This window comes from Nocardia sp. NPDC058705, from assembly GCF_042749305.1.
Lineage (GTDB): Bacteria > Actinomycetota > Actinomycetes > Mycobacteriales > Mycobacteriaceae > Nocardia.
Genome location: NZ_JBHYRN010000001.1, coordinates 534,044 through 556,202, shown reverse-complemented (window position 1 = coordinate 556,202; position 22,159 = coordinate 534,044). Strand labels below are relative to the sequence as shown.

Sequence of the window (22,159 nt, the reverse complement as noted above, 5' to 3'; positions counted from 1 at the left end):
ATAACGTAACGGAATCGTTGCACTGTTGTCGCGTGTGTCTCGCTCAGCGGGACGCGATTTAGTTTGTGCGCGAAGACATTTGCTATGCGGGGGCGACCACGAGGAAACGGCGAGCTCGCCCCGCCGGCTGAGCCGCGATGGCCCAGTCGGCGGGGGCTCGCCGTGACCTGGCAGCGCCGGGAAAGATGCTGCCAGGTCAGGCCTTTCGGCGCCCTCGCCTGCTACAGCGTGCGGTCGGCGCCCGTGCGTGGTGGCGGTGCGGCCGCCAGTGCCGCGTTCTCCGCCTCGGTCAGCAGTCGCGCGCGCAACACGAAGCGCATGCCCTGACCGGCCTCGAGGGAGTCCTCGGCGGCCTCACCGCGGGTGACGTCGACGGTGAGGTGAGTGTCTTTCCAGCAGTCGAATTGTTCGGGGCTGATCCAGAATTCGGTGTGCCAGCTCAGCCGCCCGAGCAGGATGTCGGCCTTCTCGATCGGGAACTGCTTGGTGGGCAGGCAGACCGGTGCGCTGTCGTCGTCGCAGCATTCGCCGGTCTGGCGGAACAGGACGGGTCCGTTGTCCTCGATGATGCGGCGCAACAGGTTCTGGGCGCGTTCGGTGATCTCGACACGGTGGATTCGATTCTGCATCAGAACATCCCGAGTTTCGTCGTCGAATAACTGACCAGCAGGTTCTTGGTCTGCTGATAGTGCCCGAGCATCATCGCGTGGTTCTCCCGGCCGAAGCCCGATTTCTTGTAGCCGCCGAACGCGGCGTGGGCGGGGTAGGCGTGGTAGCAGTTGGTCCAGACCCGGCCCGCTTTGATGCCGCGGCCGAGTCGGTGGGCGGTGTTCATATCGCGGGTCCACACGCCCGCGCCGAGACCGTAGAGGGTGTCGTTGGCGATGCGGATCGCCTCGTCGACGGTGTCGAAGCGGGTCACCGCCACCACCGGGCCGAAGATCTCCTCCTGGAAGATCCGCATCGTGTTGTCTCCCTCGAAGACAGTGGGTTCGATGTAGTACCCACCCGGTAGGCCGTCGACCTTGCGTGCTTCCCCTCCAGTGAGCACGCGGGCGCCTTCGGCTCTGCCGATGTCGAAATAGGACAGGATCTTCTCGTACTGGTCGTTGCCTGCCTGTGCGCCGATCATCGTCGCGGTGTCGAGCGGATGACCGGACACGATGGCCTCGGTGCGGGCGATGGCGCGGGCGAGGAATTCGTCGTAGATCGACGAATGGATCAGCGCCCGTGACGGGCACGTGCACACCTCGCCCTGATTCAGGGCGAACATGACGAACCCCTCGACGGCCTTGTCGAGGTAGTCGTCGTCGGCGGCCAGTACATCGGGCAGGAAGATGTTGGGGCTCTTGCCGCCGAGTTCGAGGGTGACCGGGATGATGTTCTCGCTCGCGTACTGCATGATGAGCCGGCCGGTGGTGGTCTCACCGGTGAACGCGATCTTGGCCACCCGCGGGCTCTGAGCGAGTGGCTTGCCCGCTTCGACGCCGAAACCGTTGACCACGTTGAGAACCCCGTCAGGCAACAGGTCGGCGATGAGTTCGACGACGAGCAGCAGCGAGGCCGGTGTCTGCTCGGCCGGTTTGATGACCACGCAGTTGCCGGCCGCCAGCGCGGGTGCGAGTTTCCAGGCGGCCATCAGGATCGGGAAGTTCCACGGAATGATCTGCCCGACCACCCCGAGCGGTTCGTGGAAGTGGTAGGCGACGGTGTCGGCGTCGATCTGTGACAGCGAACCTTCCTGGGCGCGAAGCACTCCCGCGAAGTAGCGGAAGTGGTCGACGGCCAGCGGCAGGTCGGCCGCGAGGGTTTCGCGGATCGGTTTGCCGTTGTCCCAGGTCTCGGCCACAGCCAGTGGTTCGAGGCTGTTCTCGATCCGGTCGGCGATCCTGAGCAGGATGTCGCACCGTTCGGTGACCGAGGTCGCGGCCCAGCGTTCGCTCGCGCGATGCGCGGCTTCCAGTGCCATGTCGATATCGGCGGCGGTGGATCGGGCCACCGCGCAGAAGGTCTCGCCGTCGACCGGGGAGGTGTTGTCGAAATAACGGCCTTCGACAGGGGGCGACCAGTCACCTCCGATGAAGTTGTCGTATCGGGGGGCATAGCTGACTATGCCGGTATCCGATCCGGGTTTGCCGTAGATCATTCGCCTCGCTCCTCGCGACCCGTGCGTCGTGCTGCACACTATTGTCGGAGAAGGTTGGTACGAGGTTGGTGACAGTGTTCGCGCAGGTCAGCCCTGGCGTGCGGTGAACAGTCTGGCGGTCACGACGGCGCGGCGGACATCGTCGCGGGGCAGTAGCCGCAGCGCGTGTTCGTGGACGGCGATGTCGCCGGGACACCGCTGCCCGAACGCGACCGCGTGTTCGGGCCGGTCGCTGCCGAGCACCGCGTTGCGGATGCCGACGTCGAGGTGGGCGCGCCACTGTTCCACGCCGGGCAGATCCGAACCCGGCAGCAGCGGTCCGCGATAGAGGTACAGCGCCGAGGTGAGGTCGCCGCCCTCGATGGCGGCCAGCAGATCCACCGCGTCGCAGGACACCGCACCGGTGAGCATGTAGCGCCGGTTCGCGATCTCGCCGCGGGTGGCGCGGCGCAGGTGTGACACATCGGCTTTGAGCGTGTTGAGCGACACCGACCGCTCGCCGTAGACCGCGGCGTGCAACTGTTCGGGGGTGTAGCCGTCGGGTTCGAGGGCCAGCAGCGCCAGGATCTCGAGTTGGCGCGGTGGTAGCGGCACCGGTCGTCCGTCGCGCAAAAGCCTTGCCGCGCCGAGACATTCGAGTCGCACGCCGGGCGCGGGAGTGGGTGCTTCGGCGCGCAACATGGTCTCCACGGCGGTGACAAGCGCGCGGACCGAGGTCATCACCATCGGATGCGAGCGTTCCCAGGTGGAGGACAGGTCGAGCACGCCGACCGTACGGCCGTCGGGGCCGTGGATGGGCGCGGAGTAGCAGACCCAGCCGTGCAGCGCCGCGACGAGGTGTTCGGCGGAGAACACGGTGACGGCCCGGTCGTCGTGCAGGGCCAGGGACAATCCGTTGGTGCCCATGTGGCTTTCGTCCCACACCCCGCCCGGCGCGAAGTTCACCGCTTCGCCTTGACGGCGCAGCGCGCGATCGCCCGCGGTCCACAGGATGGTGCCCGATTCGTCACTGACGACAGCGAGATAACCCGATTCCTCGGCCATTCCGCGCAGCTGGCCCGCGAGTTCGGTGACGGGCCTGCGCAGCGGGGATTCCGACCAGCGGTCGCTGATGTCGTTGAATCCGGGCGCGACTTCGGTGGCGGGGTCGACGGTGTGCAAGGAACGCTGCCAGGATTTGGCGACATCGTTGCGCACGGCCCCGGTGTCGCGGGGCAGCGTCAGCGGGCGTGAGGGTGCCGCGAGGCGATGCCACTGTTTCTCGAGCTCGACGCGGTAGTCCGAGAGTCGTTCGGGCCCACGCGATCCGGCGATCGAGTTCTCGTGGGCGCCCGGTCGAGCTCGGTCGGGCGCCGTGCGCGGACGAGCCCGGGTCGGTTCGTCGTCCACGTTCACTCCCTGCTCGTCGGTGACACACCGTTCCAGCGACGAGAACGGGTGTGGCGCTTACTGTTTATCAGCTGGGGCGCCGCCGTGGGAACGTTTGTGCCGAGGACGACCGGTTCGCCGGTCATCAGCCTGTCGTGTCGCCTTGACGCGGACTATTTGTTCAGGAAGATGCCGGCGATATCGGCGTTCTTGATCGGGGTGTCGATATTGCGCTGGGTCGCGCACAGCACATCGACCTGCACGATCGTTCCGTCGACCACGGTGCCGGCCGGTTCGTTGTCGTTGCCGGTCTGCTGTTTGATCGCCTTGGTGATGGTGATCCGCTTGGTGTTGGGGTCCTGGTTGACGTAGTCACGGCAGCTGGTGTCGCCGCCCTGGTTGAGTACCCGCTCGACCTCGGCGCAGCCGGTGACCATGGCTGCCAGCGCCGCCACGCCCACCGCGACGGCGCTGGTTCGGGTGGTGGCAGCCATGGTTCCTCCTGGATGGTTCGCTGCGCGCGTCTGCGCGTCGCCGTCAGCTTAAGCGGTGACTCTCAGGTGCGGTGGATTCGCAGCGGAACCCGCAGTTCGGCCGGCGTGAGGGAGCCGTGGTGGCCGATCAGCATCGATTGCAGCGGTTCGTCGCCGGAGCGGACGATGCCGGCGTCGCCGGTCGCGATCACGACGAGATCGCCGATGCGCGCGGCGGCGTCGTGGGTGACGGTCGGGCCGAACCAGCCCGCGTCGATCGCTTCTTGTCTGGTGCGTACCAGGAACCTGTCGCCCAGTACGCCGCGCCAGGTGTCGGCGACGGACGCACTGTCGTCGGTGTAGACGTGGCGGGCGCGTGGTTCACCGCCGAGTGCCGAGACGTTGTCGGACAGGGACGGGTGGGTGTCGAAGTCGATGCGCTCGACCAGTTCGACCATGCCGTGATCGGCGGTGACGATGAGCGCCGAGCGGGCGGGCAGCCGGGCGGCGATCTCGGCGGCGATCCGGTCGACATTGGCCAGCTCGAACCGCCACGCCCGGCTGGCGGGCCCGCGGGCGTGACCGGTGGTGTCGAGTTCCGAATGATAGGTGTAGACAAGGGTTTTCGGGGCCGACGTGAGCGCGGTCAACACGCCGTCGACGAGATCGCCCACCGAATAGGCGGTCTGGAATCGGCCGCCGCGCCAGCCGGCCATGGTCAGTCCTGAGCCGTCCTGGTAGCTCGGGGCCACCTGGATCGCCGCGATACCGGCCTCGGTGGCGCGTTCGAAGATGGTGCGGTTCGGCTGGATTCGGTCCGGTGGCAGCGTGGCGCGGGCGTCGGCTTTCGGTCCGTCGCCCATGAGTTGCCACCGCAGCGAATTGAACAGGCGTTCTTCGCCGGGTAAACGCATGCAGTAGCCGATGATGCCGTGCTCGCCCGAGGGCAGGCCGGTGCCGAGGGTGGTCAGGCTCGTCGCCGTGGTGCTCGGGAAACCGGCGTCGATGCTCATCTCGGGCAGGCTGGTCAGGAACGGTGCCGCTGCGGATTCGGCGGCCAGGGCATCGGCCCCGAGGCCGTCCACGAGCAGCACGCAGACATGGTCGACATCGAGGCCGAGGCCGAGCCGATCGGTGTCGCCGGGTGCGCCCAGACAGCTCAGGACCGAGGGGAGCAGATCGGCGAGTGAGGCGGTGCCGTAACGGGGAGTGCGGAGGAGATGGTCGATCACGCTGTGTTGCCTCGGCATGCTCGGACGGCCTGCGTGGTTACGCTCCGCTACCGCCTCCGGCCGTTGACCGTTCATGCCTGTCCTGTCTCGAATCGGCTGATCAGCCCGTCGCGCAGGACGAACTGCCAGGTGGTACGCATCGAACCCCACCGGCTGTTGGTGTAGTCGGCGGTGAGGGCGAGACCGTCGTCGGAATCGATCGTGTCCACGACGAGATGTCCGTTGCTGCTGAAGATCTCGGCCTCTGTCCATTGCGCGAGGTTGCGTTCGACACCATCATCGGACATTGTCGCGTCCTCGGTGAGCAGACCGTAGAACTGGTCGGTGTCCTGCGCGTTGAGCGCGTCGACGAAGGCCTCGACGACGGGATCGAGTTTCGCGGTGCCAGACATCGGGCCTCCTGCTCGAAATGGCTACGCAACGACTAACACGGTGGTACCCACTGTAAGTGAGCGCACACACCGCGCCGCCGGAATATCGGGCGGCGCGTCAGCCCGCGGATGCGTCCGGGGTGATCAGCGCGGTGAATGTGCGCGTGATCGCGTCGACGAGCTCGGGCGCGTGGGTGCCCATCTGTTCGCTGCGCTTCTCGAGGTAGCCGTCGAGCCACAGCGACGCGAGCCCGTGGCCGAGCGCCCACCACGCGACGGCGAGGGTTTCGGCGCGGTCGGCGGGGAGCGCGCCGACGGCGACACATTCGGCCACCGTCTCGACCAGGACGTCGAAGGCGGCGTCACCGGCGGCGTGGGCGTCGGGGTGTTTGTCGGGCTGGGACAATTCGGGTCGGAACATCAGCCGGAACTGGGCGGGGTGCTCGCGAGAGAACTGCACGTAGGCAACGCCGAGTTCGGTGAGCGCTTGCAGCGGGTCGGTTGTCGATGCTCTAGCGGCGGTCAGATAGGCGGCCAGCTGCTGGAAGCCGTCGATCGACAGCGCCGACAGCAGCGCGGCGCGGTCGGCGAAATGGTGATAGGGCGCGCCGCTGCTGACCCCGGCCTCCCTGGCGACGCGGCGCAAGCTCACCGCGGCCAGGCCCTCGCTCTCGATCAGGCGCAGGCAGGCGTCCATCAGCGTGGCGCGCAGGTCGCCGTGGTGGTAACTAGTGCGCTTCACCCTTGTGAGGGTAGGCGAGAACTCGCGTGGAATTGGCACTGGACAGGAAATCTATGCAGTGTTTAGATTAACTGAGCACCGCTCAGATAGGAGACATCATGACCACTCGGGTCCTCGTCACCGGCGCGACAGGTTTCGTCGCAGGCCACTGCATCGCCGAACTTCTCGACCACGGCTACGCCGTCCGCGCCACCGTGCGCGACCTGACCGCGCATGCCAAACGCGCCCATCTCACCGAACTCGCTCGCCGCACCGGTGGCGACCTGGAATTCGTCGCGGCTTCCCTCGACGACGACGCGGGCTGGGCGGCGGCGGTCGCCGACTGCGACGCCGTGCTGCACGTGGCGTCACCGTTCCCGTCCACGCCGCCGGACAACGAACAAGACCTCATCGAGCCCGCAGTGCAGGGCACGTTGCGAGTGCTGCGCGCCGCCGCGTCGGCCGGTGTGCGTCGTGTGGTGCTCACCTCCTCGGTCGCCGCCGTCGCCTACGGCCATGACGTGGACGAGGTACGCACCGAGGACGATTGGTCGGTGGTCGACCGCGTCTCCGCCTATCAGAAGAGCAAGACCCTCGCCGAACGGGCGGCCTGGGATTTCATCGAATCCTCTTCCACCGCAACCGAACTGGTGGTGCTGAACCCCGGCATGATCCTCGGCCCGCTGCTCGAAGCGCGAACCAGCACCTCCCATGAACCGGTCCGCCGCCTGCTGGCGCGCGACGTGCCCGGTTCGGTGCAGACCGGCTGGACCCCGGTCGATGTGCGTGATCTCGCCGTCGCACACCGACTGGCGATGGAAGTACCTGAGGCTGCGGGCAATCGATACATCTGTGCGGCCGACCCGCTCTGGATGGGGGAGTTGGCGCGGCTACTGGCTCGCGACTACGAAGACTTCCGCGTCCCCACCAGGGTCCTGCCGAACTGGTTGATTCGTGTCGTCGCGGTCTTCGACAAAGGTGTGCGCCTGACGGTGCCGGTTCTCGGCCGCACCGAACACGTCAGCGCCGACAAGGCCCGCCGCGAACTGGGCTGGAGCATGCGCCCGATCGAGGACACCGTCCGTGACACCGCCGACAGCTTGATCGCCTTCGGCATCGTCACCGCTCCCGGCAAGTCGGCGTCATCGCCCGCCGCCGCCGGAACCCGCTGAGCGATCAGCGCCATTCCTGGCGTTGCAGATCCAGGATCACCGGGTGCATCAATGTCGAGACCTCGGGGTCGACCGGGCGGCGGTCCGGGGGGAAGACGGTGGCCGCGGTGAGGGTGGCCTCGTCGAGGGAGCGCAGGGGGCCGGGGCTACGCAGCGACGGTGTGGGGTTCGCGGTGGTCGAGGCCAGGACGAAGCCCCAGTCGCCGAAGCTCGGGACGTCCACGTGGTACGGGGTGGTGTGCAGGCCGGCGGACCGCAGGGTGGCGTCGATGGTCCAGAAGGAGCGTGGGGCGAAGAAGGGGGAGCCTGATTGGACGACCATGCGCGCGCCGGGCGCCATGACATTGGCGGTCATCGCGTAGAACTCCTGCGAGTACAGCTTGGCCACCGAGGTCTGGTCGGGGTCGGGCAGGTCGACGATCACCGCGTCGAAAAGGCCTGGGGCGCTACGTAACCAGGTGAACGCGTCGGCGTTGACCACCTGGACCCGAGGGTCGTCGAAGGCGTGCTGGTTGAGTTCGGTCAGGCGGTCGTCGGTGCGGGCGAGGTCGACCATCGCCGGGTCGAGTTCGACCAGTGTCACCCGGTCGATATCGGGATAGCGCAGGATCTCACGCAGCGCGAGGCCGTCACCACCGCCCAGCACCAGCACCTCGCGGTGCGAACCGGACAGCACCGGATGCACCAGCGCCTCGTGATAGCGGTATTCGTCGATCGAGGAGAACTGGAGTCCGCCGTTGAGATACAGCCGGGTGTCGGTGGTGCCGAAGGGGGAGAACGACTCGGTGAGCACGATCTGCTGATACGGCGTGCGCGTCTGCCACACGATCGGATGGGCGAACAGGGCCTGCTGCGCGGTCGCCTCGAAACGATCGGCGTAGAGGTAGCTGCCGGTGAGACCGAACGCGACCGCGACGGTGGCGCCGATCAGAGTGTGGCGGGCGCCGCGCGTCATCTTGTCGCGAAAGAAGAAGAACGCCAACGCGAGTCCGGCGATCGCGTTCACGACCCCCACCACCAGACTGCCCCGGATCTGCCCGAACACCGGCAACAGCAGGAACGGAAACGCCAACCCACCCAGCAGCGCACCCACGTAATCGGCCGCGAACAGATCGGCGACCGCGCTACTGGCCTCCTGCTTGCGGATGTCCTGCAGTAACTCCATCAGCAACGGAATCTCCGCACCGACCAGCATCCCGATCACGGCCGCCGCCAGCACCAGAGTGCCGGTATAGATATTGAGCCACGCGTAACTGGCGTACAGGGCCGCCACCGAGAGCCCACCCACCACGGCCAAGGCCAACTCCACCGCCACGAAAGCGGCAGCGGCATGGGGCCGCAACGGTTTGGCCACCAGCGCGCCGACACCCATCGAACACACCATCACGCTCAACGTGATCGACGCCTGCGCGGCGGTGTCACCGATCAGATAGCTGCCGAGAGTGACCAGCGACAGCTCGTACACCAAACCGCATGCCGCGCAGACGAACACGGTCGCCAGCAGCGCCGCCCTGGCCAGGCGGTGCCGTGGCATCAGGTCAGGCCCGCGGCCACCACCAGCGCGACCGCGACATGCGCCGACGCCGTGACCCACACCGCCGGGTGCGTTTCCGCGTCGGCGACAACGGCCTTGAAGTCACCCGGGGTGAGCGCGTCGAGCAGCACGAACGCCACCGCCATGGCGGCCAGCCCGATGATGCCGTAGATCGCACTCGACAGCAGCGCCTCGGCGATCTTGCCCTCGGAGGTCCAGATCGCCACGGCCACAATGATCCCGACCCCGAACAGGTTCGAGGCCAACAGGATCGCGGCATTGCGATTGCGTTCGATCCAGATCTGGGCGCGCAGATCGCCCGGGGTGAGCAGGTCGACGACGCCGAAACCGACGGCCATCAACACGATTCCCACCGCGGAATAGGCGAGCGCGGCGCCCGCGTCCGCTGCCAGGTCGGCGAGCATTCCAGTGTCCTCCTGTGCTGTTGGGCGAGCCGCCCGAATGAACTACTTGCCGCCGTTGTCGCTGCCGCCGCCGCGGTAGTCGCCCGCCGCGGAGCCGCTGGTCCAGCCGTAGGTGCTGGTGTGGGTGTGGTGGCGGCGAGTGCCGTTGGCGAAGCTGTCGACGAGCACGAGTGAGCCGCCGGCATGCGGTGACACCGCGACGAGATCGTTGTCGAATCGCAGATAGTGGTTGTCACCGGTATTGCGCTTGTCGCGCGGATCGGTGGCTTTGGCGATCGTCGCGGCCACCGCGGCCGGTGCGGCGGTGGCGAGGAAGGCCAGGCCGTTGTTCGTCTGGTCGAGTTGCTGGGCCCGTCGGTACTTCTCGGCGACGAATTCGCGCGGGTCGTCGTCGCGCGTGACAACGACAACGGCCACGACTGCCACGATGACGGCAACCACCGCGACCACGCCGACGATGATCCATCTGGTGCGATTCATCGACCCGACCCCCCGAACCCGGTGCGCCACACAACTGTCCGTGATGCGTTGATGACTGACCCTCCCCATCGAAAAATCCTGCCGGACTGTATCACCCTGTCGGTCCGACACCCCACATCGATTCGGACAAAACGGGTGAATGAGTTCAGCGTGGCCGATGCCAGCGCAGGGTGTATCGCCACATCAGCCGCCGCCGGATCTCGGCGCCGGGCAGGTGTTCGGCCGCCGCCGCGCGAATCTCGGCCATCGTCTCCTGTGGATCCCGAATAGCTACCGCCGGCCCACCGTAGGACCGATGCCGCCAGCGATCCAGCCCCCAGATCGCGGGGAGTAGCGGGAGGTAGTGAAAGTCGGTGACAGGGTGCATCTTCCAGAGCCCGACGACCGCGAGGGTGCCGCCGGGGGCGACGAGGTGGCGCAGGGCGCTGATGCCGTCACGCACGGGTACATGGTGCAGCGTCGCCACAGCGGTGACCACGTCGAAGGTCTGATCGAGATCGCGAAAGTCGGCGTGCTCGAGGTGGACGTTCGGTGCGGCGGGCGCCTCCGCGATCACCTGATCGTCGATGTCGACCCCCAACACCGCATCGCACCGGGTCGCGAGTTTGCGGGCGAGTAATCCGTCGCCGCAGCCGATATCCAATGCCGTGCGGGCATCGTCGGGCACCTGATCGAGTACCCACGGGTGGTAGTGCGCATTGTGGTTCCAGTAGGGGTCGGTCGGCATGACCCGTCAACGCACCGCATCCCGGATGGGTTCCGGAACTGGGCTGCCTCACAACCTGTTTCGACGAGCGTCTGTCGCGTGCGCGGACAACCAGTCGGTGAACTGGGTGAGATCGTCGAGCACCACATCCGCGCCCGCAGCCCACAATCCCTCGGCGTCGTAGGGCCCGGTCGTCACCCCGACCGCCACCGCCCCGGCGGCCTTCGCCCCGCGCATGTCACCTGCGTGATCACCCACGAAAACCTGCGCCGACTCCTCGCGCAACACATCAGCCTTCCCGGTCGACCACAGATCACCCGCGAGCCGATCGACCTGCCACCCGAGATGATCGATATGCAGTCGCGCATGCGGCTCGAACTTCCCCGTCACCACCAACGTCCGGCCACCGCCCGCCCGCACAGTGGCCAAGGCATCATCGGCCCCGGGCAATGCGCCGATCCGCTCGACGACATCCGGATACAACTCGCGATACCGAGCGACCAGATGAGGAATCAGATCATCGGGCGCACCCGCATCCCCCAACAGTGTGGCCAATGGCGGCCCGAGATGCTCCGCGAAATGCGACCCGTCCATCGGAAGATCGAACTCGCGAGCGAGCGTGTCGATCGCCAGCGCGACACCCGGACGCGAGTCGATGAGAGTCATGTCCAAGTCGAAGCCGACGGTCAGTGTCACGCCGCCGAGCCTAGCGTCTCGACCCTGTCCGATCGCGCCCCGAACTGCACTGATTCACGTGGAACCCCCGCTGCACTCGATGCCGAAATCGGTCGGGGAGGGCGACTGTGCGAGGTGCACTGTGTGTCACGGCATTTCGAGCCGACCGGTCGGTAACCGGCAAATCGACAGGTCACACCGTGCCCGCGCAGGCGTGCGAAAGATATTGCGCCGCACCTCTTGCGGCATTCGGCACGGAGGGCAAACGTGCACGAACTGCCAACCCTTCGCATGGTGCGGCCGCGTCCGAGTCGGCGACGCTGATTCCGGCCGGCCAGACCGTACAGTGACGCGTGCCACTGTCGCTGACATACTCTGGCAATTGGTCGCCATCGCCGATGTCCTGCAACGATTGCTCCCGGCAGCTGTGGGCAATGATCCGAAAAGATAGGCAGACTGGCAGTTTCATGACAGCGAGGGGGACGTGATGGGAGTCGGCGGGGCGATGAGCAACGAAGGTGGTGCCGCGGCAACCCGATTGGTCTGCGCCCAGCGCAGCCACCGTGGGTTGGTGCGTGCGGCGAATGAGGACAGCGTGCACGCCGGGTCCACGGTGCTCGCGCTGGCCGACGGGATGGGCGGGCACTCAGCTGGTGAAGTCGCTTCGGCGTTGATGATCGCCGCACTGGCACCGCTCGAGAAGGGAGTTGACGGTGACCTGTTGCGACGGCTGGAACATGCGCTGCTGGAAGGCAACACAGCGATCGCCGACCGCGCCGCCCGCGATCCGGAGACGGCGGGGATGGGGACCACGCTCACCGCGATCCTGTTCGACGGCACCGACTTCGGCCTCGTGCACGTCGGCGACTCCCGCGCCTACCGGCTGCGTGGTGGTCGACTCACCCAGCTCACCCACGATCACACCTTCGTCCAGGCCCTGGTCGACTCCGGTCACATCACCGCCGAGCAAGCACGAACGCATCCGAGACGTTCGTTGATCATGCGCGCGTTGACCGGTGCGGCTGTCACCCCCGCCCTGGTCGCCGACCGCGCTGAGATCGGTGACCGATTCCTGCTGTGTTCGGACGGGCTGTCGGATGTGGTCGGTCCCGAGCAGATCGAAACGACCATGACGGGCGCGGACACCGTCGACGCGTGCGCAGACCAGTTGATCGAACTGGCCCTGGCAGGTGGGGGACCCGACAATGTGACCGTCATCGTCGCCGACCTCGTCGTCGCGACCTGATCCGAGTGCTGCCGCACCCGTCGACACGACCTGAAGTCCTTCCACGCCGCCGCGGAGTCGGCACCCGAAGCGATGCAGGGCCTGCTCGGCGTCATCGCCACGCGCGTCCACACCCTCATCCACATCGCCCTACAGATCCCCCCTGACATCCCCATCCTCTGACCGGCCGATCCGCCGAACGCGAGTAGACATTGCCTCGACCTCGGTTCGGGTGAATCCTCGCAGTTCAAGCAGTGTTTCGCGGTCTCGTACGCGGTGCTGAACGCGAGTTGCGTGAGCCGACTGTCGAGTCGATGCTCGATGCATGGCAAACACCGAAACAGACTCAGCGCAACGCCGTGTGCTCGCCGTGCTCGCCGTCGTCCGGATCGTCTGGGGCGTCATCACCGCCCTCGCCTCGGCGCGCGTGCACCGCATCGGCGGCATGGACTACCCGGGGCCGGACGGCGGTGTCTGGATCAAAGCCTTCGGCGTTCGAGATGTCGTTCTCGGAGCCGCCGCGCTGCATCCCGACGAATCAGTCCGGCGCGCGACGTGGAAAGCGGGGATCGCGATGGACCTGTTCGACGCGGGCGCCGTGATCTTCTCCGCGAGACAAGGCATGCCCGGCCGTGCCGCGCGTATCGGTTTTCTCATGGCAGGTGGCGCCGCCGCATTCGCCACCGCAGGGCCGGGCGTGCTTCGAATGGTCGAGGGTCGGCGGTCCGATCGGGTCACGCCGTGAGCGCAGTCCGATTCAGGGGACGAGTCGCTGAACCAGCATCGTCACCTGCTCGGCGGTGATCGCATCACGAGTAGGCACCCGATGCACCTGTGCATCGACCGCATGGACCAGTGTCCGTGCGGTCGATGCCACATCATCGCCACCACGGCCGCAACGTTGCAGGTGATAGCCGATTTCCTCGACGAGATAGTCCTCGAACTCGCGCAGTGCCACGAGGTCACCGGGCAGCTGTGTGGCGACGCGATGCATGAGCGAGTGCAGCGCGGGCCGGTCACTGTGCAGTTCGACGACGACATCGATGATCGCGCGCATGGTCTCCTCGAACGGCGGCTCGCTCGCCCGGAGTTCGACGAACACCGGACCGAGCCGCTCACCCCCGCCGACGAGATGCCGCACCGCCAGCTCCCGGAGCATCGCGTACTTGTTCGGAAAGTACTGGTAGAGAGTGCCGATCGAAACCCCCGCTCGTTCAGCGATCCGATTGGTCGTCGTCGCCAACCCCTCCCGGGTGAACATCTGCGCCGCAGCCTCCATCATCACATCCACGGTCTCCCTGGACCTGCGCTGCCCAGGCCGCTTGCGAACGAGATCGCGCACCTGCCGGAAGTCCTCGCTCCTGCCGACGCCGGTCGGCGGCCCATGGCGGTGAATTCCGCCAACGGCCCGTGTCTACCGCATCAGCGCTGTGTCGACGTGAGTCAGTGTCGCTCGATGCCCGCAACGATGAAATCGGTCAGGTTGTCGATACCGGTTTCCGGATCGCCGCTCCAGGACTGGATCATCGTCTCGGCGGTCTTCGCGATCATCGCGGCCGTGACGGCAGGCTCGGCGGGTAGGCGGGCGCCTCGAGTCGACAGATCCGCGAGCCAGGAGACCCACGGCTGCAACTGTTCGGCGCGAAAGGCCCGCATCTGCTCGGCGAAGGCCGAATCGGCGAGCGAGGCCTGTTCGATCGCGGCGAAGACGTCGCGGTTGGCGGCGAAGGTGTGCCAGAAGACGGCGATGTGGGTGCGGGTGGAGTCGCGCAGGGACACCGAGCCCGGGGGTAGGTCCCGGGCGAACTGGTCCGCGACAGCGCCGATATCGACCGCGAGGGCCGCGAGCAGTTCCTCTTTGCCCGCGAAGTGGTTGTAGAAAGACCCGGCGGCACGTCCCGCTTCGCCGGTGATATCGGCGATCTTCGTGCTCGCGTAGCCCTGACGTGCGAACACCACGCGCGCTGCGGCCTTGAGGTCGGCCGCGGTCCTGGCGGCTTGCAGTTGTCGTTGCGTCGGTCGGCTGGTGGCGTCGATGTGATCACTCCTTGACAGTGTTCGGCTGCAGCGTACTATCGTGAATCATAATTCACTGAATAGTGATTCAGCAAAATCTAGGGCGGGGATCTGATGAAGGCTGCGATACTGCGTCGGTTCGGGGTGCCGGAATTCGGCGAGTTCGCCGCTCCGGATCCCGGCGCTCATCCCGATAGGGTGCTGGTCGAGGTTCGTGCGGCCACGATCAACGCGATCGACCGAGTCACGGCCGCGGGCGAGCACTATCTGAGCCCCACGGCATTTCCGGTCGTCACCGGCATCGAAGGTGCCGGGGTGACCGCGGACAACCGGCGTGTCTACTTCGGCAGACCGATCAGCCCCTTCGGGGCGATGGCCGAAAGTACCGTCGTCCCTGCGGGATTCGCGATACCCATCCCGGACAGCGTGGACTTCCCGATCGCCGCAGTCCTCGGCAACAGCGGGATGGCCGCGCTGATGCCGCTCACCGACGCCGCGCTGATGCAGCCCGGAGACAACGTTGTGGTGCTCGGCGGCACCGGTGTCGTCGGACGGTTGGCGATCCAGGCCGCCCGACTGCTCGGCGCGGGCACCATCACCGTCGTCGGCCGCGACAAGGCCGCACTCGAAGCGACCGTGCCGCTCGGCGCTTCCGCGACGGTCTCGACCACGGGCCGCACCGCCGAGCAACTCACCGCGGCCGTCCGCGAGGCCTCCGGTGGCGTGGACGTCATCGTGGATTACACCTGGGGCGAACCGGCACTGGCCACCCTTCAAGCGGGCAATCCCGGTGTGCGCCTTGTGCAAGTGGGTGATCGGGCGGATGCCACGGTTGTACTGCCCGCGCAATTGCTGCGATCGCTCGGCGCTTCGGTGACGGGTTTCATGCCACTGCATCACGGACCTGAAGCGATGATCCGCGCCTACCGTCAGCTGATCGAATGGGTCGAGGGCGCACACCTGACCGTCGACTACGAACTGGTCCCCTTGGCCGATGTGGCCGCAGCCTGGGAACGATCAGCCGTCGTACGGCACAAACTGGTGCTGGTTCCATGAGTGCGCCGTTCGATCGCCCGTCGATGTGCCGTCAGCAGTGAAATCCGGGAACGGTCCGGCGGCGGGTGGCGGTGTACTGATCGACCGCAGGCCTCTGGCCTATCCGGCCTTCCGGCGACTATGGCTCAGCGGGGTCGTCTCGATCTCCGGTGCGCAATTGACGGTGATCGCGGTGCCGCTACAGGTGTACGCGATCACCGGGTCGTCGGCGTACGTCGGCCTGGTAGGAGTGTTCACGCTGGTGCCGCTGGTCGTGTTCGGCCTGTGGGGCGGCGCGCTCGCGGACGTGATCGACCGACGGAAACTGCTGCTCGGCAGTTCGTACGGAATGGTGCTCGCCACCAGCCTGCTGTGCGTCCAGGCATTGCTTCAGCTGAACAACATCTGGCTCCTGTACGGAATTCTCGTCTTGCAGCAGGCGTGCATCGCGATCAACCAACCGACCCGCAATGCGATCTTCCCCCGCGTTCTGCCGGCGCAACACATCGCGGCCGCCAACACCCTCGAGATGACCGTCATCCAGATCGGCGGCATCGTCGGGAGCCTGCTGGCCGGGGTCGTCATCGCGTTCGGTGGTTCCGCGCTCGCCTATCTGCTGGACTCGGTCGCGATGCTGGTCGCGGTGTGGGCCGCCTACCGGTTGCCTGCGTTGCCGCCGAGCGGGCACGTGACTCGTTCCGGAGTGCGCGAGATCTGGTTCGGCCTGGTGTATGTCTCGTCGCATCGGCTGATCATGGCGATGTTCGTGATCGACCTGGTCGCGATGGTCGCGGGCCTGCCGCGTGCGCTATTTCCGGAGATGACCGAAAAGAGCTTCGCCGCGGGCGACGGTGAGTTGGTCGTCGGGTTGCTGTTCGCCGCGATGGCGATCGGTTCCGTGCTCGGCGGTGTCTTCTCCGGCTGGGTGCCGAGGGTGCGTCGACACGGTGTCGCGGTGGTCGTCGGGGTGGTGATCTGGGGTCTCGGCATCACCGGATTCGGCCTGAGTACTCTGCTCGGCAGCGGCGGGCTCGTTTTCGCGATCTTCTTTCTGGCGATCGCCGGAGTCGGCGATCTGATCTCGGTGATCTTCCGCTCCACCATGATTCAGCAGATAGCCACCGACGATGTCCGTGGTCGACTGCAAGGTTTGTTCAACGTCGCCGTCGCCGGCGGTCAACGCCTCGGCGATTTCTCGCACGGCATCACGGCCGCGCTCGTCGGGACCACGATCGCTGTCTCCGGCGGCGGCACCGTCGTCGTTGTCGCGGCTGTCCTGATCGTGATCGTCATCCCGATCACCTATCGCTACCGGTTCGAGCCGACTGGCCCTGTGCCAGTCGCCGATGCGCCTGTCGAAGCAGGGCGGGTCGCGGGCGAAGATCCGTGATGTTCAGCTACTGGCTGCCGCCGTGAACGGTGCAACGGTCGGCACCTGTACCGGCCGCGACGGATGGGTCCATACCCCCTTGCGCTCGAGAATCGGCAGCACACCTTCGCCGAACCAGTACGCCTCCTCGAGATGTGGATACCCGGACAGGATGAAGTGATCGATGCCGATGGCGGCGTATTCGAGGAGGCGGTCGGCCACCTCGGTGTGTGAGCCGACGAGTGCGGTGCCTGCCCCGCCGCGCACCAGACCGACGCCCGCCCACAGATTCGGGGCGATTTCGAGGCCGTCGGTGCGGCCGTTGTGTAGGCGCGCCATTCGCCGCTGGCCTTCGGAGTCGCTCTTGGCCAGGTTCGCTTGGACTCGTTCGATTTCACCGGGGGAGATGCCGTCGAGGAGACGGTCTGCCTCGGTCCATGCCTCGGCTGCGGTGTCGCGGCTGATCACGTGGATGCGCAGGCCGAAGTCGACGGTGCGGCCCTCGATCGCGGCCAGTCCGCGGATCCAGTCGAGCTTCGCGGCGACGGCGTCCAGCGGTTCGCCCCAGGTGAGGTAGGTGTCGGCGTAGCGGGCGGCGATCGGTCCGGCGGGGCCCGACGAGCCGCCGAAGAAGACCGGCGGAATCGGGTCGGGGCGGGCGCTGAGGATCGCGTCCTGCACGCGCAGGTGCTCGCCGGTGAAGCTGAACGGCTCGGTCGACTCCCATAGATTGCGCACGATGTGCAGGAATTCGCCGGTGCGCGCGTAGCGCTGGGTCTTGTCGAGGAAGTCGCCGTAGGCCTGCTGTTCGCGCTGTTCGCCGCCGGTGACGACATTGAGCAGCAGTCGCCCGGCGGAATGACGCTGAAAGGTCGCCGCCATCTGCGCGGCCAGGGTGGGGCTGGTCAGGCCGGGGCGCAGCGCGACCAGGAACTTCAGTGTCTCGCTGGTCTGCACGAGCATCGCAGTGGTCAGCCACGCATCCTCGCACCAGGCGCCGGTGGGAGTCAGAACGCCTTCGAAGCCGTTGTCCTCGGCCGCGGCGGTGAGCTGGTTGAGGTAGCGCAGCGTCGCGGGACGATCGCCGGACATGAAACTGCCGTGCCCGCCCGCCATCAGCCCGCGTGAATCGCCGTAGGTGGGCAGGAACCAGTGAAACGACAATCCTCGATCGGTCATCGTTCGATGCTGACCGGCGCGCCCGCGAACGTCACGGATTGCGCTCACCGTGCGCGCAACCCCCGACACGCCAACCCTAACTAGACGTAACTATACGAAACACGTAACCTCGAAGACAGGCTCGGGCGACGGTGCTCGGGTCGGCGACCCTACGAAACGAGTTTCCTCAATGACGCGGCATGTCGACGTACTGATCATCGGCGCTGGCCTGTCCGGAATCGGCACGGCCTGTCACCTCATTCGCGAGCAGACCGGACGCAGCTATGCGATCCTCGAGCGCCGCGAGAACATCGGTGGCACCTGGGATCTGTTCAAGTACCCCGGCATCCGCTCCGACTCGGACATGCTCACCTTCGGGTTCGGTTTCCGTCCCTGGATCGGCACCAAGGTGCTCGCCGACGGCGCCAGCATCCGTGACTACGTCGAGGACACCGCCAAGGAATACGGCGTCACCGACCACATCACCTTCGGACGCAAGGTCGTCACCGCCGACTTCGATCGCGCGAGTGCCCTGTGGACCGTCACCGCGGTAGTCGAGGCGACCGGTGAGACCGAGACCTGGACCGCGAACTTCGTCGTCGGCGCCAGCGGCTACTACAACTACGACAAGGGCTACCAGCCCGAATTCCCCGGCCAGGAAGACTTCAAGGGCCAGATCGTGCACCCGCAGCACTGGCCCGAGGACCTGGACTACGCAGGCAAGAAGGTGGTGGTCATCGGTTCCGGTGCCACCGCGATCACGCTGATCCCGTCGATGGCCGACACCGCCGCGCACGTCACGATGCTGCAGCGTTCGCCCACCTGGATCCAGGCACTGCCCTCGGACGACCCGGTCGCGATCGGCTTCAAGAAGACCCGCGTGCCCGACCAGATCGCCTACAAGATCGGCCGCGCCCGCAATATCGCCCTGCAGCGCGCCAGCTTCCAGCTCTCGCGCACCAACCCCGAGCTGGCCAAGAAGCTGATGCTGGCTCAGGTGCGCCTGCAGCTCGGCAAGAAGGTGGACCTGCGCCACTTCACTCCCAGCTACAACCCGTGGGATCAGCGCCTGTGCGTGGTCCCCAACGGTGATCTGTTCAAGGTGCTCAAGAGCGGCAAGGCCGACATCGTCACCGACAAGATCGCCAAGTTCACCGAGAAGGGCATTCTGACCGAGTCGGGTCAGGAGCTCGAGGCCGACATCATCGTCACCGCGACGGGGCTGAACGTGCAGATGCTGGGCGGGATCGCGCTGAGCATCGACGACAAGCCGGTGAAGTTCAACGAGACGGTCGCCTACAAGAGCGTGCTGTACTCCGATATCCCGAACTTCCTGATGATCATCGGCTACACCAACGCGTCCTGGACGCTCAAGGCCGACCTCGCCGCCGCGTACCTGTGCCGGGTGCTCAACATCATGCGCGACCGCGGCTACACCACCTTCGAGGTGCACGCCAACCCCGAGGACATCGCCGAAGAATCTCTGATGGGTGGCGCCCTGACCTCGGGTTACATCCAGCGCGGCAACGGCCAGATGCCCCGCCAGGGTGCGCGCGGCGCGTGGAAGCTGATCAACAACTACTACCGGGACCGCACGCTGATGCACAAGGCCCCGATCGAAGACGGTGTGCTGCAGTTCAGCAAGACCGGCACCACCGTCAAGGCCGGCGAGAAGGCCGTCGGCGCGTAGGCGCGTTTCGAAAAGCACCGAACCGGCCGGGCCACGAGCAGATCTTCGTGGCCCGGCCGCTTCGTCGCAGGGTCAGGAAATGCCGCGGAAGAACGTGCGAATGTCGTCCGCGAGCAGCGCCGTCTCCTCCATCGCGGGGAAATGGCCACCCTCGGTGAACTCGCTCCAGTGGCCGATCGCCTTCCACGGGTCCATCGTGCGGCGCATGAGCGGATGGGTGTCGAACACGGCCCATCCGGCAGGCACGCTGGATGGCGTCATCAAGGCGAGTCCGGAGTGCTCGGACTCGTAGTAGAACTGCGCGCTCGACGCGCCGCTGCGCGTGAACCAGTACAGACTGATATTGGTGAGGAGCTGGTCGCGGTCGACGGACTCGTCCGGGGTCCGGTCGTCGCCGTCGGCCCTGGTCTTGAACTTCTCGGCGATCCACGCGAGTTGACCGACCGGCGAGTCGGTGAGCGCGGGGCCGATCGTGTCGGGACGGTGGTCCTGCATCGCGAGATACCCGCGCTCGGCCGCGGCCTCGGTGCGCATCGCCATGATCTGGGCGGTCTCGTCCTCCGACAGTCCCTCGGGGAACGGGAACTTGTCACCGAGCAACCCGAGCAACCGGCGGTCGGCGCCGGTGTGAGTGCCGATGACACGCTGCGGGTAGTTCGCCGCGAGGCACCCGGTGGTGCCCGCGCCGACGTCGGTGCCGTGGGCCGCGAACCGCTCGTAGCCCAGCCGCGTCATGATCTCGGCGTAGGCCCGCGTTGTCCGCGCCAGCTCCCAGCCGGTCCCTGACAGCGGGGTGGAGAACCCGAAGCCGGGCAGCGACGGGATGACCAGGTGGAACTCGTCGGTCAGCAGCGGGATGAGCCGCTGGTAGTCGACGAACGAGCTCGGCCAGCCGTGGTTCAGCATCAGCGGGGTGGCCTGCGGGTTCGCCGATCGCACGTGGACGAGGTGGAACGTCTGATCGTCGACGACCGTCGTGAACTGCGCGAACTCGTTGAGCTCGGCTTCCTGAGCACGCCAGTCGAAGCCGTCACGCCAGTACTCGGCCAACTCCTTCAGATACACCTGCGGAATGCCCCGGCTGAAGTCGGTGCGATCGTCTCGGCCCGGCACGGGGATCGGCCAGCGCGTGTGAGTGAGCCGGTCGCGAAGGTCGTCGATGTCGGCCTGCGGGATGTCGATGCGAAACGGTGTGAGTGCGTTGTTCTCGTTCATGACACCACCTTCCCGAGTATTGCGGCAGGTTAGCTTCCGCGATTGCTGGAATGATCGAGAACATGTTGGAGACCTCGGCCCGCCTGCTCGAACTGCTGTCGTTGCTGCAGCTCAAGCGGGACTGGACGAGCTCCGAGCTCGCCGGTCGGCTCGGTGTGAGCACGCGAACTGTGCGCGCCGATATCGGCAAGCTGCGCTCGCTCGGCTATCCCGTCGACGCGCGCCCCGGCGTCGCGGGCGGGTACCGGCTGGCCGCGGGGACGGCGATGCCCCCACTGCTGCTGGACGACGACGAGGCCGTCGCCGTCGCGGTCGGACTGGGTGCGGTCGCGACTCAGGGTCTCGGCGTCGAAGAGACCTCGCTGACCGCGCTCGCGAAACTGGAGCAGGTGCTGCCCTCGCGTCTGCGTCGGCGCGTCGAGGCGGTCCGCGAGGCTACCAGCGTCGTGCCATTGACCGAGCCGCCGCTGGATCTCTCGGTTCTCGGCGCGGTCGCTGCCGCGATCCGTGGCCACGAACGGCTCAGGTTCGGATACACCAAGCCCGGAGGCACCGAGGGGCCCCGCCACACCGAACCGCAACGGCTGGTGAGCTGGGGGCCGTTCTGGTACCTGCTCGCCTGGGATCTGAACCGTGCCGACTGGCGGGTCTTCCGGATCGACCGCATGGGTGCGCCCGCACCGACGGGTGCGCGGTTCCCGCCTCGCGTGATTCCGGCGGACAATGTCGTCGAGTACGTCGTCGCACGCGTCAGCAAGGGGGCATGGAAGTATCGCGCCCGGGTTCTGGTGCGCGCTCCCGCTGCCGAGGTCGCCGCGAAGATCGGCATCCCGATCGACATCGCGGTCGTCGACGAGTCCACCTGCCGTATCGAGCTGGGTTCCGACGACCCGGACCGGCTCGCGCTGCGACTGACACAGCTCGACGTCGATATCGAGGTGATCGACGGAGACGAGCTCGCGGTGGCGTTCGACCGTCTCGCGACGAGGTTGCGCCGCGCGGCGGGTGGCGCGTCCACGACGTGAATCGTGTCCCTTGGTTGTTCGACGCTGTCGGTGATCGGCCGATTTCGTTCACCCGGGCGAACTTTCAGCTCCTCGGATACTATCGCGATCGAAGACACCGCCCGGGGAGATGAAGGAGGACGG

General features: G+C 66.7%; 22 protein-coding genes and 1 pseudogene. 7 read left to right on the top strand and 16 right to left on the bottom strand.

Annotated features, from left to right (window positions below):
- Positions 1–221 precede the first annotated feature (221 nt).
- From ACFW6D_RS02430 to ACFW6D_RS02400, 7 genes are all read right to left on the bottom strand, one after another.
- On the bottom strand, positions 222–629 hold the full coding sequence (locus tag ACFW6D_RS02430; RefSeq protein WP_379323956.1) for a DUF779 domain-containing protein: 408 nt from the start codon (positions 627–629) through the stop codon (positions 222–224).
- The gene (locus ACFW6D_RS02425) at positions 629–2,146 is read right to left on the bottom strand and encodes an aldehyde dehydrogenase family protein (RefSeq protein WP_379323954.1); all 1,518 of its coding nucleotides are present in this window, start codon (positions 2,144–2,146) and stop codon (positions 629–631) included. The genes ACFW6D_RS02430 and ACFW6D_RS02425 overlap by 1 nt, the downstream gene beginning before the upstream one ends.
- Before the next feature lie 87 nt (positions 2,147–2,233).
- Positions 2,234–3,460, bottom strand: coding sequence for a transcriptional regulator (locus ACFW6D_RS02420; protein ID WP_379324229.1), 1,227 nt, complete (start codon positions 3,458–3,460; stop codon positions 2,234–2,236).
- Positions 3,461–3,687: 227 nt separating this feature from the next.
- A complete protein-coding gene (locus ACFW6D_RS02415) occupies positions 3,688–4,008 on the bottom strand; it encodes a hypothetical protein (RefSeq protein WP_379323952.1) in 321 nt (106 codons plus the stop codon).
- A gap of 62 nt (positions 4,009–4,070) precedes the next feature.
- Positions 4,071–5,219, bottom strand: coding sequence for an alkaline phosphatase family protein (locus tag ACFW6D_RS02410; RefSeq protein WP_379323950.1), 1,149 nt, complete (start codon positions 5,217–5,219; stop codon positions 4,071–4,073).
- Between the two features lie 71 nt (positions 5,220–5,290).
- Complete coding sequence (locus ACFW6D_RS02405) at positions 5,291–5,611, bottom strand: nuclear transport factor 2 family protein (protein WP_379230374.1); 321 nt, start codon at positions 5,609–5,611, stop codon at positions 5,291–5,293.
- A gap of 97 nt (positions 5,612–5,708) precedes the next feature.
- The gene (locus ACFW6D_RS02400; RefSeq protein ID WP_379323948.1) at positions 5,709–6,332 is read right to left on the bottom strand and encodes a TetR/AcrR family transcriptional regulator; all 624 of its coding nucleotides are present in this window, start codon (positions 6,330–6,332) and stop codon (positions 5,709–5,711) included.
- Positions 6,333–6,430: 98 nt separating this feature from the next.
- On the opposite strand from ACFW6D_RS02400, the gene ACFW6D_RS02395 reads away from it, so the two are divergent.
- Positions 6,431–7,483, top strand: coding sequence for an NAD-dependent epimerase/dehydratase family protein (locus tag ACFW6D_RS02395; protein ID WP_379323946.1), 1,053 nt, complete (start codon positions 6,431–6,433; stop codon positions 7,481–7,483).
- A gap of 4 nt (positions 7,484–7,487) precedes the next feature.
- On the opposite strand, the gene ACFW6D_RS02390 is transcribed toward ACFW6D_RS02395, so the two are convergent.
- The 5 genes from ACFW6D_RS02390 to ACFW6D_RS02370 form a co-directional block, all read right to left on the bottom strand.
- Positions 7,488–9,017: a polyamine aminopropyltransferase gene (locus ACFW6D_RS02390; protein WP_379323944.1), complete on the bottom strand. Its 1,530-nt coding sequence runs from the start codon at positions 9,015–9,017 to the stop codon at positions 7,488–7,490.
- Positions 9,017–9,442 carry a DUF350 domain-containing protein gene (locus ACFW6D_RS02385; protein ID WP_379323942.1) on the bottom strand — a complete coding sequence of 142 codons (426 nt, stop codon included), beginning with the start codon at positions 9,440–9,442 and terminating at the stop codon, positions 9,017–9,019. The genes ACFW6D_RS02390 and ACFW6D_RS02385 overlap by 1 nt, the downstream gene beginning before the upstream one ends.
- 42 nt (positions 9,443–9,484) lie before the next feature.
- Positions 9,485–9,922, bottom strand: coding sequence for a DUF4247 domain-containing protein (locus ACFW6D_RS02380; protein ID WP_379323940.1), 438 nt, complete (start codon positions 9,920–9,922; stop codon positions 9,485–9,487).
- 145 nt (positions 9,923–10,067) lie between these two features.
- Positions 10,068–10,649, bottom strand: coding sequence for a class I SAM-dependent methyltransferase (locus ACFW6D_RS02375; protein WP_379323938.1), 582 nt, complete (start codon positions 10,647–10,649; stop codon positions 10,068–10,070).
- 48 nt (positions 10,650–10,697) lie between these two features.
- Positions 10,698–11,324 carry an HAD family hydrolase gene (locus ACFW6D_RS02370; protein WP_379323936.1) on the bottom strand — a complete coding sequence of 209 codons (627 nt, stop codon included), beginning with the start codon at positions 11,322–11,324 and terminating at the stop codon, positions 10,698–10,700.
- Between the two features lie 484 nt (positions 11,325–11,808).
- On the opposite strand from ACFW6D_RS02370, the pseudogene ACFW6D_RS02365 reads away from it, so the two are divergent.
- Positions 11,809–12,537, top strand: a pseudogene (locus ACFW6D_RS02365) (PP2C family protein-serine/threonine phosphatase); the annotation flags it as partial.
- A gap of 316 nt (positions 12,538–12,853) precedes the next feature.
- Positions 12,854–13,273, top strand: a complete 420-nt coding sequence (locus ACFW6D_RS02360; RefSeq protein ID WP_379323935.1) for a hypothetical protein — start codon at positions 12,854–12,856, stop codon at positions 13,271–13,273.
- A gap of 12 nt (positions 13,274–13,285) precedes the next feature.
- Here ACFW6D_RS02360 and ACFW6D_RS02355 read toward each other — a convergent pair whose 3' ends face one another.
- Together ACFW6D_RS02355 and ACFW6D_RS02350 are read right to left on the bottom strand one after the other, a co-directional pair.
- Entirely contained in the window at positions 13,286–13,810 is a 525-nt protein-coding gene (locus ACFW6D_RS02355) for a TetR/AcrR family transcriptional regulator (RefSeq protein ID WP_379323933.1), read from the bottom strand.
- 161 nt (positions 13,811–13,971) lie between these two features.
- Positions 13,972–14,487 carry a TetR/AcrR family transcriptional regulator gene (locus ACFW6D_RS02350; RefSeq protein ID WP_379323931.1) on the bottom strand — a complete coding sequence of 172 codons (516 nt, stop codon included), beginning with the start codon at positions 14,485–14,487 and terminating at the stop codon, positions 13,972–13,974.
- Positions 14,488–14,658: 171 nt separating this feature from the next.
- Between ACFW6D_RS02350 and ACFW6D_RS02345 the strand changes: the two genes are divergently transcribed.
- A complete protein-coding gene (locus ACFW6D_RS02345) occupies positions 14,659–15,600 on the top strand; it encodes a zinc-binding alcohol dehydrogenase family protein (RefSeq protein WP_379323930.1) in 942 nt (313 codons plus the stop codon).
- A 37-nt stretch (positions 15,601–15,637) separates the two neighbouring features.
- Positions 15,638–16,969, top strand: coding sequence for an MFS transporter (locus ACFW6D_RS02340; protein ID WP_379323928.1), 1,332 nt, complete (start codon positions 15,638–15,640; stop codon positions 16,967–16,969).
- 3 nt (positions 16,970–16,972) lie between these two features.
- Here ACFW6D_RS02340 and ACFW6D_RS02335 read toward each other — a convergent pair whose 3' ends face one another.
- Positions 16,973–18,127, bottom strand: coding sequence for an LLM class flavin-dependent oxidoreductase (locus tag ACFW6D_RS02335; protein WP_379323926.1), 1,155 nt, complete (start codon positions 18,125–18,127; stop codon positions 16,973–16,975).
- 169 nt (positions 18,128–18,296) lie between these two features.
- Here ACFW6D_RS02335 and ACFW6D_RS02330 point away from each other — a divergent pair, with 169 nt between their 5' ends.
- The gene (locus ACFW6D_RS02330; protein ID WP_379323924.1) at positions 18,297–19,796 is read left to right on the top strand and encodes a flavin-containing monooxygenase; all 1,500 of its coding nucleotides are present in this window, start codon (positions 18,297–18,299) and stop codon (positions 19,794–19,796) included.
- Positions 19,797–19,868: 72 nt separating this feature from the next.
- Here the strand turns inward: ACFW6D_RS02330 and ACFW6D_RS02325 are convergent, their stop codons facing one another.
- Positions 19,869–21,011 carry an epoxide hydrolase family protein gene (locus ACFW6D_RS02325; RefSeq protein ID WP_379323922.1) on the bottom strand — a complete coding sequence of 381 codons (1,143 nt, stop codon included), beginning with the start codon at positions 21,009–21,011 and terminating at the stop codon, positions 19,869–19,871.
- A 62-nt stretch (positions 21,012–21,073) separates the two neighbouring features.
- Between ACFW6D_RS02325 and ACFW6D_RS02320 the strand changes: the two genes are divergently transcribed.
- On the top strand, positions 21,074–22,036 hold the full coding sequence (locus ACFW6D_RS02320) for a helix-turn-helix transcriptional regulator (RefSeq protein WP_379323920.1): 963 nt from the start codon (positions 21,074–21,076) through the stop codon (positions 22,034–22,036).
- Positions 22,037–22,159 lie beyond the last annotated feature (123 nt).